The sequence below is a fragment of the Amycolatopsis sp. NPDC034160 genome (assembly GCF_055575355.1).
Genome location: NZ_JBVISU010000025.1, coordinates 41,334 through 66,162, shown reverse-complemented (window position 1 = coordinate 66,162; position 24,829 = coordinate 41,334). Strand labels below are relative to the sequence as shown.

Annotated in this window: 21 protein-coding genes; 7 read left to right on the top strand and 14 right to left on the bottom strand. The window is 69.4% G+C overall.

Going from position 1 to position 24,829, the window contains the following annotated elements:
- Positions 1 to 119: 119 nt before the first annotated feature.
- Together ACZ54P_RS34565 and ACZ54P_RS34560 are read right to left on the bottom strand one after the other, a co-directional pair.
- Positions 120 to 2,984: a S8 family serine peptidase gene (locus ACZ54P_RS34565; RefSeq protein ID WP_465465806.1), complete on the bottom strand. Its 2,865-nt coding sequence runs from the start codon at positions 2,982 to 2,984 to the stop codon at positions 120 to 122.
- 206 nt (positions 2,985 to 3,190) lie between these two features.
- Positions 3,191 to 4,753 carry a deoxyguanosinetriphosphate triphosphohydrolase family protein gene (locus ACZ54P_RS34560; protein ID WP_465465805.1) on the bottom strand — a complete coding sequence of 521 codons (1,563 nt, stop codon included), beginning with the start codon at positions 4,751 to 4,753 and terminating at the stop codon, positions 3,191 to 3,193.
- A 43-nt stretch (positions 4,754 to 4,796) separates the two neighbouring features.
- Here ACZ54P_RS34560 and ACZ54P_RS34555 point away from each other — a divergent pair, with 43 nt between their 5' ends.
- Positions 4,797 to 5,933, top strand: a complete 1,137-nt coding sequence (locus tag ACZ54P_RS34555; protein ID WP_465465804.1) for a lycopene cyclase family protein — start codon at positions 4,797 to 4,799, stop codon at positions 5,931 to 5,933.
- Positions 5,934 to 6,005: 72 nt separating this feature from the next.
- Positions 6,006 to 7,691 carry an EAL domain-containing protein gene (locus ACZ54P_RS34550; protein WP_465465803.1) on the top strand — a complete coding sequence of 562 codons (1,686 nt, stop codon included), beginning with the start codon at positions 6,006 to 6,008 and terminating at the stop codon, positions 7,689 to 7,691.
- A 75-nt stretch (positions 7,692 to 7,766) separates the two neighbouring features.
- Here ACZ54P_RS34550 and ACZ54P_RS34545 read toward each other — a convergent pair whose 3' ends face one another.
- The 3 genes from ACZ54P_RS34545 to ACZ54P_RS34535 are packed head-to-tail and all read right to left on the bottom strand — an operon-like array spanning position 7,767 to position 10,886.
- On the bottom strand, positions 7,767 to 8,927 hold the full coding sequence (locus tag ACZ54P_RS34545; protein WP_465465802.1) for a sulfotransferase family protein: 1,161 nt from the start codon (positions 8,925 to 8,927) through the stop codon (positions 7,767 to 7,769).
- A 10-nt stretch (positions 8,928 to 8,937) separates the two neighbouring features.
- Positions 8,938 to 9,720, bottom strand: a complete 783-nt coding sequence (locus ACZ54P_RS34540; RefSeq protein WP_465465801.1) for an SDR family oxidoreductase — start codon at positions 9,718 to 9,720, stop codon at positions 8,938 to 8,940.
- Positions 9,717 to 10,886 (bottom strand): hypothetical protein, encoded by a 1,170-nt coding sequence (locus tag ACZ54P_RS34535; RefSeq protein WP_465465800.1) that lies wholly within the window; start codon positions 10,884 to 10,886, stop codon positions 9,717 to 9,719. Before ACZ54P_RS34535 ends, ACZ54P_RS34540 begins: the two co-directional genes overlap by 4 nt.
- A gap of 87 nt (positions 10,887 to 10,973) precedes the next feature.
- Here ACZ54P_RS34535 and ACZ54P_RS34530 point away from each other — a divergent pair, with 87 nt between their 5' ends.
- The gene (locus tag ACZ54P_RS34530) at positions 10,974 to 11,858 is read left to right on the top strand and encodes a helix-turn-helix domain-containing protein (protein WP_465465799.1); all 885 of its coding nucleotides are present in this window, start codon (positions 10,974 to 10,976) and stop codon (positions 11,856 to 11,858) included.
- 58 nt (positions 11,859 to 11,916) lie between these two features.
- Here ACZ54P_RS34530 and ACZ54P_RS34525 read toward each other — a convergent pair whose 3' ends face one another.
- A complete protein-coding gene (locus tag ACZ54P_RS34525; protein ID WP_465465798.1) occupies positions 11,917 to 12,381 on the bottom strand; it encodes a nuclear transport factor 2 family protein in 465 nt (154 codons plus the stop codon).
- A 77-nt stretch (positions 12,382 to 12,458) separates the two neighbouring features.
- Between ACZ54P_RS34525 and cysD the strand changes: the two genes are divergently transcribed.
- Both cysD and cysC read left to right on the top strand, forming a co-directional pair.
- The gene (gene cysD, locus ACZ54P_RS34520; RefSeq protein WP_465465797.1) at positions 12,459 to 13,367 is read left to right on the top strand and encodes a sulfate adenylyltransferase subunit CysD; all 909 of its coding nucleotides are present in this window, start codon (positions 12,459 to 12,461) and stop codon (positions 13,365 to 13,367) included.
- A complete protein-coding gene (cysC, locus tag ACZ54P_RS34515; RefSeq protein ID WP_465465796.1) occupies positions 13,367 to 15,196 on the top strand; it encodes an adenylyl-sulfate kinase in 1,830 nt (609 codons plus the stop codon). Before cysD ends, cysC begins: the two co-directional genes overlap by 1 nt.
- A 3-nt stretch (positions 15,197 to 15,199) precedes the next feature.
- On the opposite strand, the gene ACZ54P_RS34510 is transcribed toward cysC, so the two are convergent.
- The 4 genes from ACZ54P_RS34510 to ACZ54P_RS34495 are packed head-to-tail and all read right to left on the bottom strand — an operon-like array spanning position 15,200 to position 18,714.
- Positions 15,200 to 16,237 (bottom strand): serine hydrolase, encoded by a 1,038-nt coding sequence (locus ACZ54P_RS34510; RefSeq protein ID WP_465465795.1) that lies wholly within the window; start codon positions 16,235 to 16,237, stop codon positions 15,200 to 15,202.
- Between the two features lie 18 nt (positions 16,238 to 16,255).
- Positions 16,256 to 16,909, bottom strand: a complete 654-nt coding sequence (locus tag ACZ54P_RS34505) for a response regulator (RefSeq protein ID WP_465465794.1) — start codon at positions 16,907 to 16,909, stop codon at positions 16,256 to 16,258.
- The gene (locus ACZ54P_RS34500) at positions 16,906 to 18,135 is read right to left on the bottom strand and encodes a sensor histidine kinase (protein ID WP_465465793.1); all 1,230 of its coding nucleotides are present in this window, start codon (positions 18,133 to 18,135) and stop codon (positions 16,906 to 16,908) included. The genes ACZ54P_RS34505 and ACZ54P_RS34500 overlap by 4 nt, the downstream gene beginning before the upstream one ends.
- 9 nt (positions 18,136 to 18,144) lie before the next feature.
- Positions 18,145 to 18,714 carry a TetR/AcrR family transcriptional regulator gene (locus tag ACZ54P_RS34495; RefSeq protein WP_465465792.1) on the bottom strand — a complete coding sequence of 190 codons (570 nt, stop codon included), beginning with the start codon at positions 18,712 to 18,714 and terminating at the stop codon, positions 18,145 to 18,147.
- Positions 18,715 to 18,803: 89 nt separating this feature from the next.
- Here ACZ54P_RS34495 and ACZ54P_RS34490 point away from each other — a divergent pair, with 89 nt between their 5' ends.
- The gene (locus tag ACZ54P_RS34490) at positions 18,804 to 20,021 is read left to right on the top strand and encodes an MFS transporter (RefSeq protein WP_465465791.1); all 1,218 of its coding nucleotides are present in this window, start codon (positions 18,804 to 18,806) and stop codon (positions 20,019 to 20,021) included.
- 13 nt (positions 20,022 to 20,034) lie between these two features.
- A complete protein-coding gene (locus ACZ54P_RS34485) occupies positions 20,035 to 22,002 on the top strand; it encodes an ABC1 kinase family protein (protein WP_465465790.1) in 1,968 nt (655 codons plus the stop codon).
- A gap of 19 nt (positions 22,003 to 22,021) precedes the next feature.
- Here the strand turns inward: ACZ54P_RS34485 and ACZ54P_RS34480 are convergent, their stop codons facing one another.
- From ACZ54P_RS34480 to ACZ54P_RS34465, 4 genes are all read right to left on the bottom strand, one after another.
- Positions 22,022 to 22,351 (bottom strand): YnfA family protein, encoded by a 330-nt coding sequence (locus tag ACZ54P_RS34480; RefSeq protein ID WP_465465789.1) that lies wholly within the window; start codon positions 22,349 to 22,351, stop codon positions 22,022 to 22,024.
- Between the two features lie 302 nt (positions 22,352 to 22,653).
- Entirely contained in the window at positions 22,654 to 23,061 is a 408-nt protein-coding gene (locus ACZ54P_RS34475) for a metal-sulfur cluster assembly factor (protein WP_465465788.1), read from the bottom strand.
- On the bottom strand, positions 23,058 to 23,507 hold the full coding sequence (gene sufU / locus ACZ54P_RS34470; protein ID WP_125783745.1) for a Fe-S cluster assembly sulfur transfer protein SufU: 450 nt from the start codon (positions 23,505 to 23,507) through the stop codon (positions 23,058 to 23,060). The genes ACZ54P_RS34475 and sufU overlap by 4 nt, the downstream gene beginning before the upstream one ends.
- Complete coding sequence (locus ACZ54P_RS34465) at positions 23,507 to 24,793, bottom strand: cysteine desulfurase (protein ID WP_465465787.1); 1,287 nt, start codon at positions 24,791 to 24,793, stop codon at positions 23,507 to 23,509. The genes sufU and ACZ54P_RS34465 overlap by 1 nt, the downstream gene beginning before the upstream one ends.
- Positions 24,794 to 24,829: the final 36 nt, after the last annotated feature.

Below are 24,829 nucleotides of genomic sequence, written 5' to 3'. Positions count from 1 at the left end.
CAAGGGGGGGGGCCCCATGCGGGGTGGGGGGTGGCGATTCGTGTTCTAACCCGAATCGCCACTCACGACCCCCTGTACCGACGCCTTCACGCACGCCTCCCCCATCAACGCGCGTGCAGCTAGACCGGCTTCACCGGACCGCGGCCGACGGACTTGCCGACGCCCGCGGGCCGCTCAGCCGTACCGGCCTGAACGAAACCGTTGATGTGCAAGGAAACCGAGCGGACCGAACCGGTGTCGCCACCGGCGACGTCCGTCGCGGTGAACGTCCAGGTGCCGTCGGCGGCCACACCGGAGATCAGGCCGCCGAGAGCCTGCACCGGCTTGTAGGTCCCGGTGAACGGCGCGTTCGCCGCGGGCACCGAACTGAACGGAGCGGCCGCGGCGTCGGCGAAGACGACCTGACACAGGTTGTTGCCCGAGCCGCCGCCGCGCTGGAACACGGTCGCCTTGGCACCCGAAGGCGAGGTCAGCGTGCCGACCAGGTCACCGGCGTAGGAGTGGTTGATGCCCACCGTCTCCGACTTCTCGTCGGTGCCGCACGTGGTCCCGTCCACCGAGAACGTCACCTTCGAAGCGCGCCCGACACCGCTCACCGCGATCGGCACGGTCACGCCGGTCGGGTCACTGTCCGGGATCGCCACCGCGGCTCCGGCGTAGGCGAAGTCCCGCGTCACCGGCGACGGGGTGCCGACCGGCAGCGAGAACGTCGACGTGGTCGGCGAGAACGAACCCGCGAAGGTCACCCGCGCGGTCAGCACCACCGGCACCCCGAGTTCCTGCGTGGCGGGCACGGTGATGGTGAAGTCGTTGACGCCGGTCTGCCCGGGGCTGATCGTGCCGTACGACTTCGACCGCGGCGCCACCGTGACCCCCGGGGTCGGGCTGGTGAGCACCACGCTGGTCGACGTCGCGGTGCCGTCACCCCGGTTGGTCACCGGCAGGGTCACCTTGGCGGTGTCACCCGGGTCGAGCGCGGAACCACCGTCGGCCGGGGTGACCGTCGGCTGGCCCGCCCTCGCGAACGGCTGCGGGCTGGCGCCGGTGTAGGCGAGGACCTTGTCGGCGAGGATGACGCCGGCGCCGCTGGAGTTGTCGTGGCCCGGGGTCAGGATGTCCACGGCGGTGTTGACGAGCGCCTCGCGCACCTCGGCCGGGGGCAGTCCCGGGTTGCCCGAGAGCACCAGGCCCGCGATCGCGGCGGCGTGCGGCGCGGCGGCCGACGTGCCGTAGAACGTGGTGAAACCGGAGACGCTGGTGGAGACGCCGTCGGCCGCGGTGATGTCCGGCTTGGCGCGGACCTCACCACCGGTCCCGGACACGTTTCCCGGGGTGATCGGCGTGCCGTCGGCCTGGTAGAACATCCGCCGCGGACCGTCCGAAGTGAACCGTTCGACCTTGGTGGTCGCGCCGAAGGCACCGGGGAACGGACCGGCCGGGTTGGCCGGGTCGCCCGGTTCGAGCGCCCGGGGGAACGCCTTGGCCGCCGGTGCCGCCGCGACGCTGAACGCGGCCCGCGCGGCCGAGTGCCCGACGGTCACGCCGGGGCTGGTGTAGGCCTTGAGGCCGTCCGCCGAATCGGAGAACCGGCCGCGCAGCGCGGAAAGCGACAGATAGCGGCCTTCACCGGAGAACTTGACGATCGCCAGCCGCAACCCGGTGCCACCGGCCGCGGGGGTGTCCACGCGCTCGTAGGCGTCCTGGGTGCCGGTCTGGTTGTCCTGACTGAAGTCCACGACGTTGCCCGCCGCGTTCAGCAGGTAGAGGTCGTAGTCGTTGTTCGAGGCGCCCAGCGGATCCGACCAGAACAGCGTGACCGGCACGCGCGCCGAGGAGGCGTTCGAGATCGGCTCGAAGATCTGGTTGCCCGCGGCACCGGCGAAGTTGTGCGCGGTACCGGCGTACTTGCCGACACTCTTGCCGGAGTCGACGAAGTCACCTTCCCAGTGGCCCGAGGTACCGTCGGTGACGTTGCCCTCGTTGCCGGCCGAGGAGAAGTAGAGCGCGCCGTCCGCGGTCACGTCGTTCACGGCCTGGGCGATGATCCAGTCCTGGAACGGCGATTCCTTGAAGTACAGGACGTCGTCGACGATGACGTCGCAGCCCGCGTCGAACCGCAGTTTGCGGATGTTGTCGGCGAAACTGGCGTCGGAGTTGAACGCGCTGGCGAAACCGAGCGACGCGTTCGGCGCGACGTCGTGGATGATCTCGAGCATCGCGGTGCCCTCGTCGCCGTCGCCCTCCTGGCCGGGGATGACGTCGATGCCCGCCGGGAGTTCGCCGCGCGCTTGCGAGACCGCGAGCGAGTTGACGCCATCGGACAGGGCGCAGATCTTGGTGCCGACGCCGGTGACGCCGAACTGCTGGCGCGCGGTGTCGGCGTTGTGCGCGCGGTCGCCTTCACTGGTGACCGGCCCGGCGGCGATGCCCACCTGGCCCTTGGCCTCGACGGCCTTCTTCAGCTCGCCCTCGATCCGGGCGGCCTTCTCTTCCTTGCTTTCCCGCTTCGCCTGGCCTGCGGCGGGCTCGGTGAGCTGACGGGCGGTGAACGCCTCGTTCGCGGTTTCGACCTTCTTGACGTCGGCGCGGCCCGCGATCCCGGGGACCGCGTTCAGCGGAACCTCGGCGCGAACGCTGCCGTAACGGGCCGAGACCGCGCGAATCCCCGCACCGGATTCACGCAGGCTCTTGAGGAGGTCGTCCGAGACCTGCCCACGGATGTCCACGAGTACGGTGCCGGCCGCGGAGACATTCGCCCCAGACCCCAGTGCGGGAACCGCGGAGGCAGGCATCCGCTGTGCGCGGAGTTTCTGTTCGACGAGCAGTCGGCTGTCCATTTTGGACTCACCGGCGTGCTGGCTCTTCTTGATCGTCTGCAGGGCCTCGATCTGCCGGACGGTGTTCGCCGAGAACGCGTCCGGGGACTGCGCGGTTTCCGCCGCCGCGACGGGCGGGCCGACCAGGCCCAGCGCGGTGACGAGCACCGCGGTGCCCGCGGTCAGGCTCGTTCTTCTTCTCCTGCTAGAACGGGTTGGACGCACATGCGCCTCCGATTCCTAGGCGCGTGCCCCGACTCACGCTGACCGACGCCGGCGATCACCGGCTGGATCAAGCTAAGTACCGGGCGTGCACCCGCGGCAGGAGCCGTTCGAGTGACTTCGGAAAGGCGTTCAGCGTAATGCCGAACGCCCTACAGCACGAACGAGTCCGACCAAGGCTGCGAAGCGCGACCGGACAAGGCGTCCAAAAGCGTCACCGCCTGCTTGTCGGTCAACGACGCCACGAAGTCGACCACCGCACGCCCCCGCGCCAGCCCGCGGACGGCGTCCGCACCGGTGACCGGTTCCCCGGTCGCCCCGATGAGCAGTTCGGGCGACGTCCGCGCGAGCGCGGAGAACTCCGACTGCGCCAGCTCCACCAGATCGTGCAGCCGTCGCGGCAGCCGGTAGAACTCGTCGCGGTCGAGCAGCCACGCGTCGAGCGCGTCGACCAGCGTGGTCACCAGGCTCGCCTGGCCGCGTTGGTGCAGCGCCAGTTCGGGGCGCAATAGCACGAACCGGCGGTGCACGAACTTGAGCACCTGCACCTCGTGCCACTGCGCGGGCCGCAGCGTGAGATGCCCTGTCCGGGTCGAGGGCGACGGCACCACCTGGACGCCGTCGACGAGCCGCGCGGTCCACTTCGCGGAAAAGGCGGCGGTGGCCTGCTCGGCCTCGATGGACCCGTCGAATCCGGTGGCGAGCAGACCGTCGACGAGTTCGGCGCGGACACGGGCGACGGCGCTGGTGAACGCGTCGTCGTCGACGATCCAGCCGTCCTTGGCGTGCATCCGGCGGCGCAGCCGTTCCAGCGAACGACCGGGCAGCCGCCGTTCGGCAATGAGGGTCGCGTCGTCCAGCCCGGCCAGGTCCAGCGCGTGCTCGACCCACCCGGTGAACTCGGCGGCGACCGGCGCGTGCTGCAGTACCCCGATCCGGTGGAAGTCCTGCAGGTCGTGGATGGCGTAGGCGATGTCGTCCGCGGTGTCCATCACGGACGCTTCGACGGTCTGCTGCCAGGGTTCGATCCGGCCGTCGAACGGCGCCCGTGCCTGGGCGAAGTCGTCGAGTTCGGTGCTGTAGGCGGAGAACTTGCTCGCGCCGGTGCCGGGGGCGTCGGCAGGCTCGGCCGCGCCGCGCGGCTGGACCGCCATCGACGTCGGATGCGGGTCGGGCACGTGCAGCCGCGCCCACGGGTACTTCAGCACCGCGGCGCGCACGGCCGTGGTGAGGTCGAGCCCTGACGCGGACGGGCCGCGGACGTCGGTCGTGGTGATGATCCGGAACGACTGCGCGTTGCCCTCGAAACCGTCGGCGAGGCCGAACCGGTGCCGGGCGATGCGGTCCAGGGTCTGCTCGCCAAGATGTCCGAACGGCGGATGCCCCAGATCGTGCGCGAGCGCGGCGGCCTCGGCGACGTCCGGGTCGCAGCCGCCCAGTTTCGCGGCGAGTTCGGCGGAATCGCTGGTGGAGTTGATCCGCTCGGCGATCGCGCGGGCGACCTGCGCGACCTTGAGGCTGTGCGTGAGCCGGTTGTGCAGCAGTCCGGCACCCCCGGCGCTGACCACCTGGGTCACCCCGCCGAGCCGGGCGAAGAACGGCGACGCCGCGATGCGGTCCCTGTCGATCCGGAACGGGCTCGTGGCGAGATCGCTGAACCCGGCGCTCGCGCTCTCCGGTTCGCGCCGCCACGTCCTCGGATCGGTCTGTTCCATGCGTGACACCGTATCCGTCGCGGCGGCATGATGAGATGCTCAGGTGGCGGACGTGGTGATCGCGGGCGGCGGCCCGGCGGGGCGCGCGCTGGCTCGTGCCTGCGCGCGACGCGGCCTGGCGACGGTCTTGATCGACCCCGCGCCGGAGAGGCGCTGGCGGGCGACCTACGGGCTGTGGGCCGACGAACTGCCCTCACTGCCGGAGAGCGCCATCGCCTGCGCGCCTTCGACGACACTCGCCTTCGGCACCGGACCGCACGTCCTCGAACGGCAGTACCTCGTGCTGGACAACGCGGGGCTGCGTACGTGGCTGACCGGCGGCTATGACGTCGTCCGGGGGACGGTGTCCGGTGTGGACCACGGCGAGCAGGGTTCGTCGGTGCGGCTGGAGGACGGCCGGGTCCTCGCGGCCGGGCTGTACTTCGACGCCTCCGGAGCCCGGCTCCGGGGAAACCGGTACGAACAGACGGCGTTCGGCATGGTGCTGCCCGCCGAGGAGGCACTACGGCTGGTGGACAGCCCCGACACGGCCGTGTTCATGGACTGGCGGGAGACCGAGTCCGGTTTCCTGTACGTGCTGCCGCTCGGCGACGGCACCGTCCTGGTCGAGGAGACCTCGCTGGCCCGCAAGCCCGGCCTGCCGTTGGAGCTCCTGTCGGCGCGGCTGCGGGTCCGCCTGGCGGCCGTCGGGCTGCCGTCACGCGGGCGCGAGGAACGCGTCCGGATCGTGCTCGACGTGCCGTCGCCCCGGCGCGGCCGGACGGTGCCGTTCGGCGCCGCCGGCGGCCTGGTGCATCCGGCGACGGGGTACAGCGTCGCGACCTCGGTGCGGCTCGCGGATCCGGTCGCCGACGCCGTCGCCCGCGCGTGGGAGCGAGGGCCGGCCGAGGCCGCGTCGGCCGCTCACCGGGTGCTTTGGCCGTCCTCCGCCCGAACCGTCCACAAACTGCGGCAGCACGGGCTGCGCAGCCTGTGCGGGATGCCGTCCGAACTGCTCCCGGTGTTCTTCGAGCTGTTCTTCTCACTTCCCGTCGAGCTTCAGCGAGCGTTCACATCGGGTCGCGAAGACCTGTCAGGTACGACCGAAGCGATGGCGGCACTTTTCCGGATGGCGCCGTGGTCAGTGAGAAAACACCTGATCGGGTGGCATGGGCCCCGCGGACTGCTCCGTTCTAGGTAACCCGGGTGCCTTCCCGATGAACATCAGTTGACACGTGTTTCGTTTCGGACCGTCACCAGCGAATATGCGGTTGTGACGTTGCAGATCGCGGTCCGCTTCGCTTACCAGCCGTTGTACAGCCTGCACACCGGTGGCGTCGTCGCGTTCGAAGCACTGGCGCGGCCGGGACGCGGTACCGCGCACGAACTGCTCGCCGACGCGCGGCGCAGCGGCAAGCTGGCCGAGGTCGACATCGGCCTGGCCGCCGAGGCGGTGCGCCAGCAGAAAGACCCGCGGAACACCCTCCCCCTGCACTTGAACCTGTCCGCCAGGACCGTGGCCGCGCCGCCGCCGGAGTTCGACCCGCTCACCGACGCGCTCGGCCTGGCGGGCCGCCGGACCAGGGACGTCGTACTGGAGATCGGGCCGCCGTTCTCCCTGGTCCCGGCCGATCAGCTGCTCACCGGGATGCGACGGCTCACCGACCTCGGCTTCCGGCTGGCGCTCGACGGCCTGGGCCGCGGCGACCTCCCGCTCACGCTGCTCGCCTCCGCGCCGATCGATCTGGTGAAACTGGACCGCACGGTGCTCCGGGGCCTGCCGCACGATCCGGCCGCCGTCGCGGTGGTCGAGGCGGTGCTGCACTTCGCGTCGCGTACCGACAACCGGCTGGTCGCGACCGGGCTCGAAACCACCGAGCAGCTGGAGTCGGCGCGGAAGCTCGGCGTGCGGATCGCGCAGGGCAACCTGCTCGCGCCGCCGGACGGCAACCACGCGCCACTGCCCGCCCCGGACGCGCCGGGCCCGTTCATCCCCGGCACCGCCCGCGCCCGCCGCGTCGGCGACTTCCTGCGACCCGCGACCACCCTGCCGGAAGACGCCACCTGCGACGACGTGCGCGAGGTGCTGGCCGCGGCCGACGGGCCGAGCGGCGTCGTCGGGATCGACGACCGGCACCGTCCACAGTGGTCGGTCGACCGGACGCGGTTCCTGGTCTCGGTGACCGGGATGTACGGCCACGCCCTGCATGCCAAGCGGCCCGCCTCGCGGCTCGCCGACGCGCCGCACACCATCCACGTGGACGCGAGCGCGCTCGAATTCCTCGAACTGGTCACCGACGCGGACTGGAGCCGCACCGGCGACGACGTCGTCGTGGTCGACGATCGCGGCCGCTGCCTCGGCGTGGTGCTGGTGACGGAGGTCGTCCGCGGGGTGGCGGAGGCGAAGGTCGAGGAGGCCGTGTCGCTGAGCCCGCTGACCCGGCTGCCCGGCAGCGACGCCGTCGCCAGGGACGTCGACCGCCGGATCAACGCGCGGGAACCGTTCGTCGCGGCCTGGCTGGACGTCGACTCGTTCAAGACGGTGAACGACACCGCCGGGTTCGCCGCGGGCGACGACCTGATCCGCAGCCTCGGCCGGACGCTCACCGACCTGGAGTCCCGGTTGCGGCGGATGCGTGTCAGCCACGTCGGCGGGGACGATTTCCTGATCGCCTGCGACGTCGACGAGATCGGCACGGTCGCGGCCGCGCTGCTGGACACCCCGTGGTCGGCCGACGAGATGCCGGTGACGGTGTCACTCGCGACCCTGGTGTGCGGCAACGGCGCGATCAGGTCTTACAAGGACGCTTCCCGGCTGCTGGCGCCGCTGAAGAAGCGCGCCAAGGAGGTGCCCGGGTCCAGCTGGGTGCTCGGACGCCCGGGTTCGGACCGCGTCGAGGTGTTGCGCGGCATCACGACCCGGGGCCTGCCCTCCCCACGCGCCGCCGCGGGCTTCTGACCTCCCGCGTTTCGTCCTCTGAATGCGGTAGTTGCGCGTGCAAAAACCGCATTCAGAGGACGAAACGCGGGAGGTTCAGAGGTCGTAGGCGGCCAGGTAGGCGGAGAAGCGTTCGTCGACCTCGCCCGTGGTGAGGCCGAAGTCGGCGAGGTCGTACCGGTGCACGGGTTTCCTTTCCCCGGTGCGGCTTTCGACGTGCAAGGCGGTCATCGCGTCCCGTGCTTCCGCCGACAATGGCAGCCCGAAATGCTGGTAGACCCCTTCGACCGTCCCGATCGGATCGGCGACGAAATCCTCGTACCGGACATCGCGGAACCGGGCCGGATCGTGCCGCGTCCGCGCTTCGAGCGCCCGTTCCGCGCCCCGCGCCCACAGATCCAGCTGGCTCCGGCCGATCACGTCACCGCGGAAAACGTCGGACCAGCCGTCGGACGCCTGCTCGTTCAGACTGCAGACCGACGCGATGATCGTGCTCGGCGCGCGATGAGTCTGCACGATCAACGCGTCCGGATACACCTCAAGCAGCGCGTCGAGCGCGAACAGATGGCTCGGGTTCTTGAGCACCCAACGGCGTCCGGCATCGGGCAGCCCGATCAGCTGCAGGTTGCGCCGGTGCCTGCGGTAGGCGTCGGTCCAGCTTTGCCCGTCCAGCCAGCGCGAATACGAGGGCACGTGCGCGAGGCATTCGTAGGACACCGACTTGAGCGCCTGCCGCAGCAGCTGCCAGCATTCCTCGACCTGATCGGCCGACATGTGATGCAGGCCCATGAACTCGGGATGTTCGACGTGATGCCGTTCGTAGCCCGCCTGGATCCCTTGGAACACCGGGTTTTCCGCCCAGGTCTCACGCGGCGGCCTCGGCTGCGGCACCTCGGTCAGCCAGACCTCCAGTCCTTGGTGCGCCGGGTCCTCGGTGAGCAACCGGTGCAGCGCCGTGGTCCCGGTGCGCGGCAGACCGGTGACGAAGATCGGCCGCTCGAGGGAAACCTCGGCGTGGGCGGGATTCTGCTTCCACGACGCCTCGCTCAACGACCTCGCCACCAGAGCGCCGCGCAGGAAAGCGCGGTGGACTTTGTTGCCGTACGGCGTCAGCCCCGCCTCCCCGGCGTACGAATCCAGCAGGACCCGCAGTCCTTCGAGATGGTCGTCGCCACCGAAGTCGTCCAGCCCGGTGAGTTTCGCCGCCGACGCGTGCAGATCCTCGACGGTGCCGACGTTTTCCCGTCCTGGAAGCATGTTCTCCCCTTCAGTGGTGATATTCGCCCGCGTTGACGTCGAGGCACTGACCGGTGACGCACCTTGCCAGTGACGAGGCGAAGAACACGACGGTGTCGGCGATCTCGTCCGGTTCCGGCAGGCGGCGCAGATCGATCGTCTCCGCCGTCTCGGCGTATACCTGCTCTGGCGGCACGCCGCGTTCTTTGGCCAGGTAAGCGAAATACCACTTCAGCGAGTCCGCCCAGATGTAGCCGGGCGCCACGGAATTGACCCGGATCCCGCGCGGGCCGAGTTCCGAAGCGAGACTTTGCGCGAGGGCGAGCAGGCTCGACTTCGCCATCTTGTACGCGCCGAAGGTCCGCCGCGAATGCCGCAGCACGGCCGAATTGATCATCACCACCGAACCGTCGCTCTCTTCGAGCGCCGGGGTGAACAGGCGCGTGAGCCGGAGCGCGGCGAGCACGTTGGTCTCGAAGCCCGCTCGCACGTCGGCGAGGTCGACGTCGGCGAGGTCCATGATCGGCGGAATGGCGAAAGCGTTGTTCACCAACGTGTCCACGCGCCCGAATGCCGTCAGCGCGGCCTCGGTGAGATTCGCGGCCGATGCGTCGTCGGTGATGTCGGTGGGCACGGTGACCGCGCGGCGGCCGAGCGCGTCGACCTCCTTCGCGACCTCGGCGAGCCGGGATTCGGTGCGGGCGGCGAGAACGACGTCGGCACCCGCCGAGGCACAGCGCACGGCGATGGACCGGCCGAGCCCCGGTCCGACACCGGAGACCACGACCACCTTGTCCCGCAACAGATCGGTCATCCCAGCATCCTCGCCGCGACGGCGGCCTGGCGGGCCGCGATCCGCTCCGCCCACTCTTGCGGGGTCACGCGCGCCTCTCCGTGGAACGGCAGCCGGTCGGCGAGTTCGCCGAACTTCACCACCTCGACCTCGGGACCGTCGGCGGCGTCGAGCGCGCGGGAGAGCCGTTGCCAGCGGATCTGGACGTACCCGCGGTCGTGCCCGGTGCGTTCGAGCCAGTTGGCCAAGCCCGGATCGCGTTCACTGAGCACGAACCGGATCTTGCCGTCCGGGTCGACCCGCGCCTGGTCGGCGGTGAGGCTGGTCTGGTGGTTGATGTAGTCCAGCGAGAGGTACCAGATGCTGCCGAGCTGGATGCCCTGGTACGGCGCGTCCGATCGCGGCACCGTGACGATCATGACCTCCTCGTCGCCGAGTTCGTAGTGCCCGGCCGACGAGTACTGCGTGGTCAGGCCGCCCGGCGTGGGGCGCGGTTCGGTCATCGTGTTCACCGGCAGGTTCAGGTAGAACCACTTCGGGAAGGCGAGGAAGGTCCGCAGCCTGCTCAGCAGGATCTTGCCGGTGACGCCGTAGCGCTTGGCCAGCACGTCGCGCGTGAGTGGCGCGGGGGCGCCACCCGCGGTGTCGGCGCACTGGATCTGGATCGTGCCGCGGCGTTCGGTGGCCCAGTCGCTGTAGACCTCGCGCACCACGAGCATGGACGAGCCGGGGCCGAGGACGAAGTAGTTGGGGCCGGGGTCGGGTTTGGCCGGCCCGAAGCGGAGTTCGAACGCGCCGTCCTCGGCGATCTCGATCTCACGGTCGTCGAAGGCGGCGAGACTGTCCGGCACCTCGACGGGCGAGTAGTCGCCGTTGAGGACCTGGAAACTGACGTCGGTCGTGCTCCCCCGCGTCCCGGTGACGACGTACTCGCGGTCCTCGCGGATGTTCGCGTTGAAGTACAGCGTGTCGGGGTTGTCCAGGCCCATCTTCGTGTACGGGCCGGTGGACTGGGTGAAGTACGGGTAGTCGCGTTCGTAGGCCCACGCCATCTGCAGGGACGCGCGGATGCTTCCGGCGAGGTAGTCGTACCCCTCGACGAGATCCTGTTCGGTCCGGATGTGCGGCGCCTCGGCGATGACCTTCTCGGCTTCGACGATCGCGTCGGCGAACGGTTGAGTGAGCACCGGCGACTCCTCATACTGGTACAAATACGTACCGACTTGGTACGTTCTGCGCTGGATCAGACTAGAACGCGTTCTAAGGATGGGTCAATGACCGTGACTCGGCGCTCTCCGCCGACCGAACGGGTCGTGCGGCTGCTCGATTTCTTCGCCGCACGCCCCGGACAGCGCTTCGGGCTTTCGGAACTCGCGCGCGAACTGGAGCTGGCCAAGCCGACCTGCCTGGGCATCGTGACCGAGCTGACCGCGGGTGGCTACCTCGTCCGGGACCCACAGCCGGTCACGTACCGGCTCGGGCCGGCGATGATCGCCGCGGGCCGCGTCGCGGGCGAAGGCTTCGGCGCGAGCGAGGTCGCGCGACGGCATCTGGAGGATCTCAGCAAGCGCTACGGCGCCACCTGCACCGCGTCGGCCGTGGTCGGCGACCGGATCCTGATGCTGCAGAGCGCCGGACCGGGGCGGGTCAAACTCGGCGAGACCTATCCGTTCGCGCCACCGGTCGGGCTGATGTACGTGCTGTGGGATTCCGACGCGGCGTTCGACGCGTGGCTCGCCAAGCCCCCGGCCGTGCCGGTGCGGCTGGACGAAGCGCACCTGCGCCGCGTCGTCGCCGAATGCCGCGAACACGGTTACCTGGTGGAGAGCCTGACCTCGGCGGGGCGACGGCTCTACTCGCTGATGGCAGGCGTCGGCGCGGAGGAACTGCCGCCGGAAGTGCGTGGCCTGGTCGGGGAACTCGTCTCGAGCCTCGGCGAGCGCGTCTACCTCGGCGCCGACCTGGAACCGCGCCGCAAACACGCGGTGAGCCTGCTCGCCGCGCCGACGTTCGACGCCGCCGGACGGCAGGAACTGGTGCTCACCCTGTCGGTCGGCGAGTCGATCACCGGCGCCGAGATCGCGCGGCGGGGCGCGGCGCTGGTCGCCACCGCCGACGCCGTCACCGCCGAATCCGGCGGCCGTCACCCCCGCACTTAGTCCTCTGGATGCGGTAGTTGCGCGCGCAAGGACCGCATTCAGAGGACTAAACGCGGGGTCAGGACCACCGGTTCGCGGTGAGCTTGAAGCTCGGCAGGTCGTCCATCGACGTCATCGTCTCGTACAGCCGGTCGTACTGGGTCGAGGCGACCAGCCAGGCGCCGTTCACGCGCCGGTAGGTGTCCTCGTAGAACGCCGCGCCTTCGATCACCACCCGGTGTTCAGGGACGATCACCTTGTCCCGCATCAGCCAGGTACCCCGCGCGGTGTCGCCGTCGACGTCGATCTCCGGCTGCCCGGCGAAATGCACCGTCGTGACGCCGGACCCGACGGCGTCGCGCATGAACCCGACGATCGCGTCGCGACCCTCGAACTCCAACGGCTTGCCATACGACGGCGTGCCGTAGCGCGCGTGCGCGTCGATGGTCAGGGTTTCGGCCATCTCGTCCCACAGTTTCAGGTCGAGGCACCGGAGGTAGCGGGCTTTGAGGCGTCGGATCTCTTCGAGTGCGACCAAGTCCATGCCGACAGCGTCCTCTTCCCCTTGACCAAGCACAAGAACTTGTTCTACTTTTCTGATCTCCAACCACGGAGGTCACGATGACGTCCCCGGCATACGAGCTCACCCATCTCGAAGCACTCGAAGCCGAAGCCGTGCACATCTTCCGCGAGGTCGCGGCGACGTTCGAACGGCCGGTGCTGCTGTTCTCCGGCGGCAAGGACTCGATGGTGATGCTCCACGTGGCGGCCAAGGCGTTCTGGCCGTCGCCGCCGCCGTTCCCGGTGATGCACGTCGACACCGGGCACAACTTCGACGAGGTCATCGAGTTTCGGGACCGCACCGTCGACACGTACGGCCTCCGCCTCGTGGTCACCAGCGTCCAGGACGACATCGACGCGGGCCGCGTCGTCGAAGATCCCCAGGCGGGCCGAAATCGGCTCCAGACCGCCGCCCTGCTGCGGGCGATCCGCGAGCACGCGTTCGACGCCGTCTTCGGCGGCGCGCGGCGCGACGAAGAGAAGGCGCGCGCGAAAGAACGCGTGTTCAGCTTCCGCGACGAGTTCGGCCAGTGGGATCCGCGCAATCAACGGCCGGAACTCTGGGATCTCTACAACGGCAGGCATCGCAAGGGCGAGCACATCCGCGTCTTCCCGCTGTCGAACTGGACCGAACTCGACATCTGGCAGTACATCGAGGCCGAGGGGGTCGACCTGCCGTCGATCTACTACTCGCATCGGCGGCCGGTGGTCCAGCGGGACGGGATGCTGCTCGCGCACACCCGGTTCCTCACCCTCGCGCAAGGCGAAACCCCTTACGAGGCAACGGTTCGGTTCCGCACTGTCGGCGACGCGACCTGCACCGGCTGCGTCGAGTCGACGGCGAAGTCCCCGGGCGAGGTGGTCGCCGAGGTCGCCGTCAGCAGGCTCACCGAACGCGGCGCCACCCGCGCCGACGACCGGATCTCCGAAGCGGGCATGGAAGACCGGAAGAAGGAAGGCTACTTCTGATGGGCGCTTCGCAGCTTGTCCGGATCGCCACCGCGGGCAGTGTCGACGACGGGAAGTCCACCCTGATCGGACGACTGCTCTTCGATTCGAAGACGGTGTTCACCGACCAGCTCGAAGCCATCGAACGCACCAGCCGCGACCGCGGTGAGGCGTATCCGAACCTCGCGCTGCTGACCGACGGCCTGCGCGCCGAACGCGAGCAGGGCATCACGATCGACGTCGCCCACCGGTATTTCGCCACCCCCCGGCGAAAGTTCATCATCGCCGACACACCGGGACACGTGCAGTACACCCGGAACATGGTCACCGGAGCGTCCACCGCGGACCTCGCGCTGATCCTGATCGACGCCCGCAAAGGTGTGCTCGAACAGTCGCGTCGGCACGCCTTCCTCGCGAGCCTGCTCGGGATCCCGCACCTTGTCTTGTGCGTCAACAAGATGGACCTCGTCGAGTGGTCGCAGGAACGCTTCGAGGAAATCCGCGAGGACTTCCGGCGCTTCGCGATGAAGCTGCAGGTGCACGACCTCACCTTCGTCCCGATGTCGGCCCTGCACGGCGACAACGTCGTGCATCGTGGCACCAGTATGCCTTGGTACGCAGGAACTTCCCTGCTGCACCACCTCGAACAGGTGCATGTGGCCTCGGATCGCAACCTCGTCGACGCGCGTTTCCCGGTGCAGTACGTGATCCGCGAGCACAGCCGCGATTTCCGCGGTTACGCCGGCACCATCGCGGGCGGGGTGTTCAAACCCGGCGACGAGGTCACCGTGCTGCCCTCCGGGTTCACCACGACGGTCCGCGCGATCTGGGGCCCGGGCGGCACCACGATCACCGAAGCCTTCGCCTCGCAGGCCGTCACGATCGAACTCGCCGACGACCTCGACCTCGGCCGCGGCGACCTGATCTGCCGTCCCGGAAACCGCCCTCACACCGGCCGCGACGTCGACGCGATGGTCTGCTGGTTCTCCGAACGAAGCGTCCTCTCCCCTGGCGCGAGCTACGTCGTGCGGCACACCACCCGCGAGACCAAGGCCGAGATCAGCGACCTGGACTATCGCATCGACGTCACCACACTGCACCGCGACGAGACCGCGAAGTCCTTGTCCCTCAACGAGATCGGCCGAATCAGGCTGCGCTCACGGCAGCCGTTGCAGTTCGATTCCTATCGCCGCAACCGGTCCACCGGCGGTTTCCTCCTCGTGGACGAGCATTCCGGCGCGACGGTCGCGGCGGGCATGATCACCGGTCCGAGCGTGACGGCGTCGAACGTCGTCTGGCATACCGCCGCCGTCACCAGGGCGGAACGTGCGACGCGCGGGCTCACCGTCTGGCTCACCGGGCTTTCCGCGTCCGGGAAGTCGAGTGTTGCCGTGGAACTGGAGCGACGGCTGGTCGCGTCCGGCAGGCCCGCGTATCTGCTGGACGGCGACAATCTACGGCACGGGCTGAACGGCAACCTCGGCTTCAGCCCGGCAGACCGCGCCGAGAACGTCCGGCGCGTCGCGGAGGTCGCGAAGTTGTTCGCCGACGCCGGAGTGGTGTCGGTGGTGTCGCTGATCAGCCCGTACCAGGCCGATCGTGAACTCGCCCGCGCCGCGCACGAGGCGGCCGGGTTGCCGTTTCTCGAAGTCTTCGTCGACACCCCGCTCGAGGTCTGCGAAGACCGCGACCCCAAGGGGATGTACGCGAAGGCGAGGGCGGGCGAGATCAGCGGCTTCACCGGGGTGGACGCGCCTTACGAACGGCCGGAGAGCCCGGATCTGGTGCTGACTCCGGAAAGCGGGGGCCCCGCCGCGATGGCCGCGCTGATCCTCACCCTCCTCGACTGAGCCTCAGCCGCCGTTGGAAGCGCGGTACGGAGCGGTCGCGTAGGTGCGGGCAGTGGTGGCCGTCAGCTTCTCGACCGAACGGAACATCGTCTTCCCGAGCCGCGTCCGCGCCTTCAGCGCCGGATGTGTCGCGGCGTAGTCGTCCTTGTTGACCTCGGGGTCGCCCGCGAACTCACCGGAGGCGAACAGGGCATAGGTCAGGATCGGCTTGCCGTCCGCGCTGAACATCACCCCGGCCTCGTTGCGGCCGTCCTTGAACCAGCCCGCCTTCGTGGCGACCCGCAGCCGCTCGGCCGACGTCAGGTCGAGCCGCACACCGTCGGTGAAAGCACTCAGCGAACGCAAGATGGTCAGCAAATACTCGGTGGACTTCGCCGAAAGCAGCGTCCCGGCGACCAGTTTCCGCAACAGCGTATGCGTCTCGGCCGGAGTGGTCTTGCCGAGGAAGAACCGGTTGGGGTTGGCCACCGGCACCACCTGAGTGTGCACGAATCCCTTGCCGCGCAGGATCTCGTTGACTTCCGCGGACGGGCACGCCAGCCCGCACAGGCGGACGGCGGTGTTGTCCGACAGCGTGAGCAGCGCGGCCATCGCGTGCCCGAGGGTCACCGAACTCGGATACGCGCCGTCGAGACCGAAGATGCCGTCGGTGTCCTTGATGACGATGTCGGCCGTGACGTCGACGCGCTGGTCCAGGGTGAGCAGGCCGCGGTCGATCTTGTCGAGTACCGCGGTGGCGACCGCGATCTTGTTGACGCTGTAGGCCTCGACGACCTCGTCGGCTCGCTCGGAGACGGCGGACACCGGGTTCCCGGCGGAATCCGCGACGCTGATGGAGGACGACCAGGTCCCGCCCGCCTTCGCGGTTTCCCGGGCGTAGACCTGGGCGATCCGGTGAGCGGCGGCCGAAGCGTCGGCGGCGGCGGTGTCCGATTCGGACTCTTCGGCGGCGTGCGCGACCTGCACCGTCCCGAGCACGGCGCCCGCGGCGGCGACCGTGCCCAGCCCCAGCAGGCGACGACGATTGACGTTGGTATCCACTTCGGAACCCTATCGCGTTCAGCCGGCCGGTGTGACGAATCCGGTGTCGTAGGCCTTGATGACCGCCTGCGTCCGGTCCCTCGCACCGAGTTTCGCGAGGACGTTCCCGACATGCGTTTTCACCGTCTGCACGCCGAGATAAAGCTCGCCCGCGATCTCCACATTGGACAGTCCGCCCGCCATCAGCCGCAGCACCTCGCGTTCGCGCTCGGTGAGCCCGGCGCCGGCGAGGCCGTCCTGTGGGCCTCTGTTCGCCCGCTGCGCGGCCAGCCGCCGGATCGCGGCCGGGAACAGCAGGGACTCCCCCGCCGCCACGGTCCGGATCGCCGCGACGATCTCCTCCGGCCGGGCCCGCTTCAGCAGGAACCCGCTCGCACCCGCCAGCAAGGCGTCGTAGACGTAGTCGTCGTTTTCGAAGGTGGTCACCACGATCACCTTCGGCGGATTGTCCAGAGTGGACATAAGGTGTGTTGTCGCGCGGATACCGTCGACCGCGGGCATCCGGACGTCCATCAGCACGACGTCGGGCCGCAACCGCGAGACCAGCCCCGGCACCTCGGCGCCGTCGGCCGCCTCTCCGACGACCTCCAGATCCGGCTCGGAGGCGACGATCGCCCGCAGCCCGGCCCGGATCAGCTGTTCGTCGTCGACCAGCAGTACCCGGATGCTCATCGCCGGTTCCCCCATGGCACCGCCACCTCGACCTTCCACTGTCCGTCCGCGCGGCCCGCGGTGATGGTGCCGCCGAGCACGTCAACGCGTTCCGCCATTCCCCGCAGCCCCCGGCCGCCCCCGTCCCGTGACGGCGCCGCGGCGCCGAGCGGGTTGGCCACCCGCAGCCGCAACAGTTCCGGTCCGGCGTCAACGAGCACGGTCACCGGAACCTTACCGGCGTGCCGCAACGCGTTCGTCAGGCATTCCTGCAGGATCCGATAGGCCTCGCGGGAGACGACCGGCGGCACGGCCGACAGTTCGCCCCGGATCTCGGCCGAGACCTCCGCCCCCGCCAGCCGGGTCGCCTCCACCAGCGAGGACAGCTCCCCCAGCCCGGACTGCGGCGTCCGCGCCGACGTCTCCTCGCGCAGCAGCCCGAGGACGTGGTCGAGATCGTCCAGCGCGGCGCGGGCGGAGTCCTCGATCGCGGTGAGCGCCTGCTCGGTGAAGTCCGGATCGGAGCGCAGGGTCCGGCGCGCGGCCCCGGCCTGGATGGTCACGACGCTGAGCGCGTGCCCGACCGAGTCGTGCAGTTCCCGCGCCAGCCGGTTGCGTTCGGCGAGCTGCTCGGTGCGCTTCTCCAGCTGAGCGATCCGTTCGGCGGCCGAGACACCCAGGAGGCTCTCGGCGCAGCGGGTCAGTACCGCGCCCGCTCCCCACACGACGTAGGCCAGCGCCACGACGCCGAGCAGGAACGCCAGCGGGATCCACGCGCTCGCCCAGCCTTCCGGCACCACGATCGGATCCTCTGTGGACAGTGCGATCCGGCCGGTGAACGGGGCCGCGATCGTGAACCCGAAGCCGACCGGCACGAACAGGCTCGCCAGGCTGACGACGCAACCGGTGCCCACGTGCAGCAGGTACATCGCCGTCGACCGCAGCCGGACGGGCCAGCTCCTCGCGGGCCCGAACGTCGCTCCCGGCACCGGATCGTCCAGCAGTTCCCGCACGGCCGCGCCCTCCAGCACCCGGACGGCGGGAAGGAACGACGACGCGGTGATCACCAGGACGACGGTGATCACCGCGATGACGACCCCCCGCTCCATCGTGACGACCAGCGGAAGCAACGAGGGCACCACGATGGCGCCGAAAAGCAGGTACGGCACGCTGAGGGCGCCGCCGAGGATGAAATACACCCATCTGCGGTAGGTCGCCCGATCCGTGAGCGGGCCGAAAAGTCGCATGCGCTCTTTCTAGCTTGCGCCGGGCCGGCGCGGATCCCTCAGCAGTATTTCCGCGATCTCCCTCGCCAGAGTGACCCGGTGCGCGTCCCCGTCGATGCCGGTATGCGCCACGGCGCCCTCCAGCAACAGGAACAGCTGCTCCGCGAGCCGCTCCGGATCGACGGCCCACGGCGCGTCCTCGCGCAGGAGTTCGGCGAACTTCGCCCGCACCGCCGCCTTGTGCCGCCGGATCACGTCCAGTCCGGGATGTCCGGCGGGGAGTTCGGCGGCCGCGTTGAGGAACGCGCAGCCGCGGTCGCTCCCGAGCTTCGGATGGCCGACGTAGGCGTCGAAGACCGTCAGCGCCCGAGGCGGATCGGCTTCGGCCAGCCGCTCTTCGAGATATGCCCACCAGACGTCGTGACGACGCCGCAGGTACGCGACCGTCAGCTCCGTCTTCGAGCCGAAGCAGGCGTACAGCGTCTTCTTCGTGACACCGGCGGCCTCGGCCACGGCCGCGACGCCCACCGCGTTCAGGCCCTCCTGATAGAAGAGCGTGCTCGCGGCACTCAGGACGCGCTCTCCGGCAGGGGTCAGCATGCCTCGACTATACCGATCGGTTGACCTGAGCGCTCATTACCGGAACACTCCATGGGTATACCGCTCGGTATACCCATGGAGGAGGACTAATGGTTTCTTCGTACAAACGCGAGCTGACGCTGACTGCGGCGGGGCTTTCGCTGATCGCGGTCTCCTACGGACTCGCGAGGTACGCGTACGGCCTCTTCGCGCCTGCCCTCCGGACGGAATTCGGGCTCGACGGCAGCACCCTCGGCGCCATCGCGGCGGGAAGCTACGTCGCGTACTGCCTCGCCGTGATCGCCTCGACCGCCCTCACGGCCCGCCGGGGCGCACGGGCGGGAGCACTCGCCGCAGGGGCGGCCGCGACCGCAGGGACCGCGCTGATCGCGGCCGCGCCGAACGCCGTCGCCCTCGCCCTCGGCGTCGTCCTCGCCGGGGCCAGCACCGGCCTTGCCTCCCCTTCGCTCGCCGACGCGGTCTCACGCGTCGTCCGCGTGACCCGTCGCGACCGCGCCCAGACGGTGGTGAACGCCGGAACCGGGCTCGGCGTGCTGATCTCCGGCCCGGTTTCGCTGCTCGCCGTCGGTGACTGGCGGCTGGCTTGGTGGGCCTTCGCCGCGGCCTCGGCGCTGGTGACCCTGTGGATCGCCCGTGTCGTGCCGCCGGTCAGGGAGAAGAGCGAACGCGGGCTCCCGGACCCGCTGTTCCCACCTGCCACCGGACGGCTGCTGCCCGCCGCCGCGACGCTCGGTCTGGCCAGCGCGGCGATCTGGACGTTCGGCCGGGACATCGCCGTGAACGTCGGCAGGCTCGGCGAGACCGAGTCGACGGTGGTGTGGATCGTTCTCGGCGCTGTCGGCCTGGCAGGCGCGTTCACCGCCGAGCTGACCTCGCGGTCGGGGCTTCGGCGGGCCTGGTCGGCGGGGATGCTCCTGTTCGCCGTCGCCACCGCGCTCTTCGCCCTCGCCACGCGGTCGCTTCCGGCGCTCATCATCGCGGCGGCGCTCTTCGGCGTCGTCTACATCGGACTGACCGGCGTGCTGATCCTCTGGGGCACCAGGGCTTATCCGGCGTCGCCCGCTTTCGGCGTCGGCGCGGCCTTTCTGATGCTGGCGCTCGGCCAGGCCGCCGGGGCACCGCTCATCGGGTTCCTCGGTGACCTCACCGATCTCCGCGTCGGCTTCCTCGCGGCGGCCGCGATGGCCCTTCTCGGGATCCTCTTCGCGCCCCGGGAGGCGACCACGACCTACAACTTCGGGGTCCGTTCCCTCTCAAGGGTGAGTTCCGTCCCGCCGGAGCGGGAATCCCACGCGGGCCGCTCGTGATGTCCTCATCGGCATGAACCTGCTGCTCGGCCTGCTCACCCTGCCCGTCTACGCGCTCATGCTGTGGCCGCTCGTGGTCGCCGCCCGCCGCGTGCTGGGGGTGCGGATCGGCCTGCTCCGCGCGTTGTGCGCGGCGGGCTTCGGCTGGCTCGTCGCGGGCGGCATCCTCAGCGCGTTCCCCCGGCCGATGTACGCGAGCGGCGGCGCCTTCGCCGGGCTCATCATCCCGGTGGCGGGCGGTGCTTTCCTGGCGACGCTGATGTTCCTGTTCGTCGCGGAGTTCGTCCTGCCGTCGGGTTCCGGCCCCGGCTTGATCGGCCGGATCCGCTCGCTGCGCCGACGCGCGGCCAGAACGCGGCGCTACTCTCAGATCACCCGGATCGCGATCAAACACGGCCTCGGCCGCTACCTCACTGGCCGCCGCGAACCCGGCCTCGCCCAGGTCCGGCACGCCAAACTGGCGCGTTCGCTGCGGCGCGCGCTGGAGGAGGGCGGGGTGACCTTCGTGAAGCTCGGCCAGCTGCTCTCGACGCGGTCGGATCTACTGCCGCCGGTGTTCATCGACGAACTGAGCAAACTCCAGGACCAGGTGGCCTTCGCCGACGCCGACGAGGTCGCGACGGTACTGAAGGAGGAACTGGGCGGCGACCCGGACGAGATCTTCGCCGAGTTCGATCCGGAGCCGATCGCCGCCGCGTCGATCGCGCAGGTCTACCGGGCGCGCCTGCGCGACGGGCAGGAGGTCGTGGTCAAGGTGCAACGGCCCGGGGTGCAGGCGCTCGTCGACCGTGACCTCGACATCGTCCGCCGCGTGGCGGCCGCGCTGGACCAGCGCGCGGGCTGGGCCCGCTCCCTCGGCGTCGTCGACCTCGCCGAAGGCTTCGCCGACGCGCTGGTCGAGGAACTCGACTTCCGCACCGAGGCCAGGAACATCGAAGCGGTCGCCTCGGCCTACTCCGGCACCGAAGTCGCTTTGCCGACCGTCCACAAAGCACTGTCCACCGATCGCGTCCTGGTGATGCGGCACCTCGACGGCAAACCGCTCGCCGCCGCCCGAGACCAGGTCCCGGTGGCGAAGCGGGCGGCACTCGCGCGCTCGATGCTGCGGTGCGTGCTCGGCCAGGTGATGGGCAGCGGCGTCTTCCACGCCGACCCGCATCCCGGCAACGTCCTGCTGCTCGCCGACGGCAGGCTGGGCCTGCTCGACTTCGGCTCCGTCGGACGGCTCGACTCGGGACTGCGCGGCGGGCTGCAGAACCTGATCCTCGCGCTCGACCGCGGCGACCCGGCCGCGCTGCGCGACGGCCTGCTGGAGATCGTCGACCGGCCGGACGAGATCGAGGAGCAGCGGCTGGAGCGGGCGCTGGGTGCCTTGGTGGCCAAGCACTTCAATCACGGACAAGCCCCGGATCTGGACATGTTCACCGACCTGTTCCGGGTGATCGCCGACTTCCGGCTCAGCGTGCCCCCGCCGATCGCCGCGGTGTTCCGCGCCTTGGCCACTCTGGAGGGAACGCTGGCCGCGCTGGCACCGGGATTCAACATCGTCGTCGAATCCCGCGCCTACGCCGCCGAGCAGGTCGGCGCCGGATTGCGGCCGGAGTCGTTGCGCAGCAACGTCACCAACGAACTGATGGCGCTGCTGCCGGTACTGCGCCGCCTCCCCCGCCGCGTGGACCGGATCGGCAACGCACTCGAACAGGGCAGGCTTTCGGTCAACGTCAGGCTGTTCTCCGACGAACGCGACCGCGACGTGGTCACCGGTCTGGTGCACGAACTCCTGCTGGCCTTCGTCGGCGCGGCCACCGGGCTGATGGCCGTCCTGCTACTGGGCAGCGCGACCGGCCCGGAAATGCTGCCCGGCGTCACGCTGCATCAGATGTTCGGCTACAACCTGCTGGTGGTCAGCGCACTGGTGGGACTGCGGCTGCTTTTCGTCGTTTTCCGGCGGAGCGGGCAACGCTCACGATCGCCCCGATGAAACCGACCACGACGAACGCTCAACATCGGGGCGCGTACATGATCACGCCGACCCCCGCCAAACAGATCAGCGCGCCGATGACGTCGTAGCGATCCGGACGATAGCCGTCGGCGACCATGCCCCACGCCAGCGATCCCGCGACGAACACTCCCCCGTACGCGGCGAGAATGCGGCCGAAGTTCGCATCGGGCTGCAGCGTCGCGACGAAGCCGTAGAGGCCCAGCGCGACGACACCCGCGCCGATCCAGAGGTAACCGCGGTGCTCCCGCACGCCTTGCCAGATCAGCCAGGCTCCGCCGATCTCCAGCAGGGCGGCGAGCGCGAACAGCGCGATGGACCGGACGATCATCCGGGCAGCTTAATCACGGGAAGCGAGGCGGCGATTCCTCAGGTACTCGCGGTGAAGTACATGATGGCCCCCTTCCTTGCGCCTAGCGCAAGGAAGGGGGCCATCATGTACTGAGGAAGGTGTCGCTAGTCGGTCCAGCCGCCGTCGACACCTCAAACGCCTTCGTCGGAACGACCCAAAACACACACGTCGAGACGCAGTATAGGGAGTTATACGCTTACCGCCCCCAATGCTATGAAAGGTCCTTTCCTTGCGAATTTCGCAAGGAAAGGACCTTTCATAGCGCGGAATACGCGAAGAGGTCAGACGGTGAAGCCGAGGGCTCGCAGCTGTTCGCGGCCGTCCTCGGTGATCTTCTCCGGGCCCCACGGCGGCATCCAGACCCAGTTGATCCGGAAGTCCTTGACCAGGCCCGTTCCGCCGCCGACGAGGGCGGCGCCGGTCTGGTCCTCGATGACGTCGGTCAGCGGGCAGGCCGCGGACGTCAGGGTCATGTCGATGGTGGCGGTGTTGTCCGGCTCGACCCGGATGTCGTAGACCAGGCCGAGGTCGACGACGTTGATGCCCAGCTCCGGGTCGACGACGTCACGCATCGCCTCTTCGAGGTCCTCCACCTTCGCCAAGTCGGCGGTGTCCGGGGCGGCGGCGGTCTCGGCGTCGAGGTCGGCGGCTGTGCGCCCCTCGCGGGTTTCGGTCTGCTGTTCGGTCATGCCGTCTCAACTCCGTTGGTCGTGCGGGTGACGGCGTCCTTGAACGCCATCCATCCGAGCAGGGCGCATTTCACGCGGGCCGGGTACTTGGCCACGCCGGCGAAGGCGATGCCGTCCTCCAGCACTTCTTCGTCCGGCTCGATCTGACCTTTGCCCTGCATCAGCTCGACGAAGGCGTCCATGGTGGTGAACGCCTCCTCCACGGTGTGCCCGACGACGAGATCCGTCAAGACCGACGTGGAGGCCTGGCTGATGGAGCAACCCTGTCCCTCGTAGGAGACGTCGGCGACCTTCCCGTCGTCGACCTTCACCCGCAGTGTCACCTCGTCGCCACAGGTCGGGTTGACCTGGAACGATTCGGCGTCGAACGGCTCGCGCAGACCACGGCCGTGCGGGTTCTTGTAGTGGTCCAGGATGATCTCCTGGTACATGCTTTCGAGGTTCATCAGGCCACCCCGAAGAACTTCTGCGCCTCGCGCACCCCGTCCACCAAAGCGTCCACTTCAGTCATCGTGTTGTAGACGTAGAACGAAGCGCGCACGGTCGCCGGGACCGAGCAGGCCCGGTGCAGCGGCCACGCGCAGTGGTGCCCGACGCGGACGGCGATGCCGAGGCTGTCCAGCACCTGGCCCGAATCGTGCGGGTGCACGCCGTCGATGACGAACGACACCAGCCCGCCACGGTCGGCCATGTCGGTGGGGCCGATGATCCGCACACCGGGGATCTCGCCGAGTCCGGCCAGCGCCGCCTCGGTGAGGAGGTGTTCGTGCGCGGCGACCCGGTCCATGCCGATCGCCGACAGGTAGTCGGCGGCCGCGCCGAGGCCGACGGCCTGCGACGTCATCGGGGTGCCCGCCTCGAACCGCTGCGGCGGCGCGGCGAACGTGGTCTGCTCCATGCGGACCAGCTCGATCATCGAGCCACCGGTCAGGAACGGCGGCATCGCTTCGAGCAGCTCGCGGCGTCCATAAAGGACACCGATGCCGTACGGGCCGACCATCTTGTGCCCGGCGAAAACGGCGAAGTCGACGTCCAGGTCGTGGAAGTCCACGGAAAAGTGCGGTACCGACTGGCAGGCGTCCAGCACGACCAGCGCGCCGACCTTGTGCGCCTTCTCCGTCAGGAACTTGACCGGGTTGATCGTGCCGAGCACGTTGGACTGGTGCGTGAACGCCAGCACCTTGGTCCGCTCGGTGATCAGTTCGTCCACATTGGACAGGTCGAGGCGGCCGTCGGGAGTGACGGAGAACCACTTCAGCGTCGCGCCGGTGCGCTGGCAGAGCTGCTGCCACGGCACCAGGTTCGCGTGGTGCTCCATCTCGGTGATGACGATCTCGTCGCCGGGGCCGATCTTGAACCGTTCGGCCCCGGGACCGGCCGTGGCGGCGTTGCTCATCGCGTAGGCGACGAGGTTGATGCCCTCGGTGGCGTTCTTGGTGAACACCAGCTCGTGCGGGGAGGCGCCGACGAACTCCGCGATCCGCACGCGGGCGGATTCGTAGGCGTCGGTCGCTTCCTCGGCGAGCTGGTGCGCGCCACGGTGGACCGCGGCGTTCGAGGTCTCCAGGAACCGGCGCTCGGCTTCGAGCACCTGCACCGGTTTCTGGGACGTCGCACCGGAATCCAGATACACCAAGGGTTTCCCGTCCCGCACCGTGCGGGTCAGGATCGGGAAGTCGGCCCTGATGGCCGCTACGTCCAGCGGAACAGAGTTAGCCGTGGTGGTGGTCATCGGGCCAACTCCTCTCGGTGTAGTGGTGAAGTTCCT

What these genes read in the sequence shown, in the direction of transcription:
- ACZ54P_RS34560 (WP_465465805.1), bottom strand. Translation starts at nt 4,753, where the DNA reads ATGGAACAGACCGATCCGAGGACGTGGCGGCGCGAACCGGAGAGCGCG.
- ACZ54P_RS34545 (WP_465465802.1), bottom strand. Translation starts at nt 8,927, where the DNA reads ATGCTTCCAGGACGGGAAAACGTCGGCACCGTCGAGGATCTGCACGCG.
- ACZ54P_RS34540 (WP_465465801.1), bottom strand. Translation starts at nt 9,720, where the DNA reads ATGACCGATCTGTTGCGGGACAAGGTGGTCGTGGTCTCCGGTGTCGGA.
- ACZ54P_RS34530 (WP_465465799.1), top strand. Translation starts at nt 10,974, where the DNA reads ATGACCGTGACTCGGCGCTCTCCGCCGACCGAACGGGTCGTGCGGCTG.
- ACZ54P_RS34525 (WP_465465798.1), bottom strand. Translation starts at nt 12,381, where the DNA reads ATGGACTTGGTCGCACTCGAAGAGATCCGACGCCTCAAAGCCCGCTAC.
- cysD (WP_465465797.1), top strand. Translation starts at nt 12,459, where the DNA reads ATGACGTCCCCGGCATACGAGCTCACCCATCTCGAAGCACTCGAAGCC.
- cysC (WP_465465796.1), top strand. Translation starts at nt 13,367, where the DNA reads ATGGGCGCTTCGCAGCTTGTCCGGATCGCCACCGCGGGCAGTGTCGAC.
- ACZ54P_RS34505 (WP_465465794.1), bottom strand. Translation starts at nt 16,909, where the DNA reads ATGAGCATCCGGGTACTGCTGGTCGACGACGAACAGCTGATCCGGGCC.
- ACZ54P_RS34500 (WP_465465793.1), bottom strand. Translation starts at nt 18,135, where the DNA reads ATGCGACTTTTCGGCCCGCTCACGGATCGGGCGACCTACCGCAGATGG.
- ACZ54P_RS34495 (WP_465465792.1), bottom strand. Translation starts at nt 18,714, where the DNA reads ATGCTGACCCCTGCCGGAGAGCGCGTCCTGAGTGCCGCGAGCACGCTC.
- ACZ54P_RS34490 (WP_465465791.1), top strand. Translation starts at nt 18,804, where the DNA reads ATGGTTTCTTCGTACAAACGCGAGCTGACGCTGACTGCGGCGGGGCTT.
- ACZ54P_RS34485 (WP_465465790.1), top strand. Translation starts at nt 20,035, where the DNA reads ATGAACCTGCTGCTCGGCCTGCTCACCCTGCCCGTCTACGCGCTCATG.
- ACZ54P_RS34480 (WP_465465789.1), bottom strand. Translation starts at nt 22,351, where the DNA reads ATGATCGTCCGGTCCATCGCGCTGTTCGCGCTCGCCGCCCTGCTGGAG.
- ACZ54P_RS34475 (WP_465465788.1), bottom strand. Translation starts at nt 23,061, where the DNA reads ATGACCGAACAGCAGACCGAAACCCGCGAGGGGCGCACAGCCGCCGAC.
- sufU (WP_125783745.1), bottom strand. Translation starts at nt 23,507, where the DNA reads ATGAACCTCGAAAGCATGTACCAGGAGATCATCCTGGACCACTACAAG.
- ACZ54P_RS34465 (WP_465465787.1), bottom strand. Translation starts at nt 24,793, where the DNA reads ATGACCACCACCACGGCTAACTCTGTTCCGCTGGACGTAGCGGCCATC.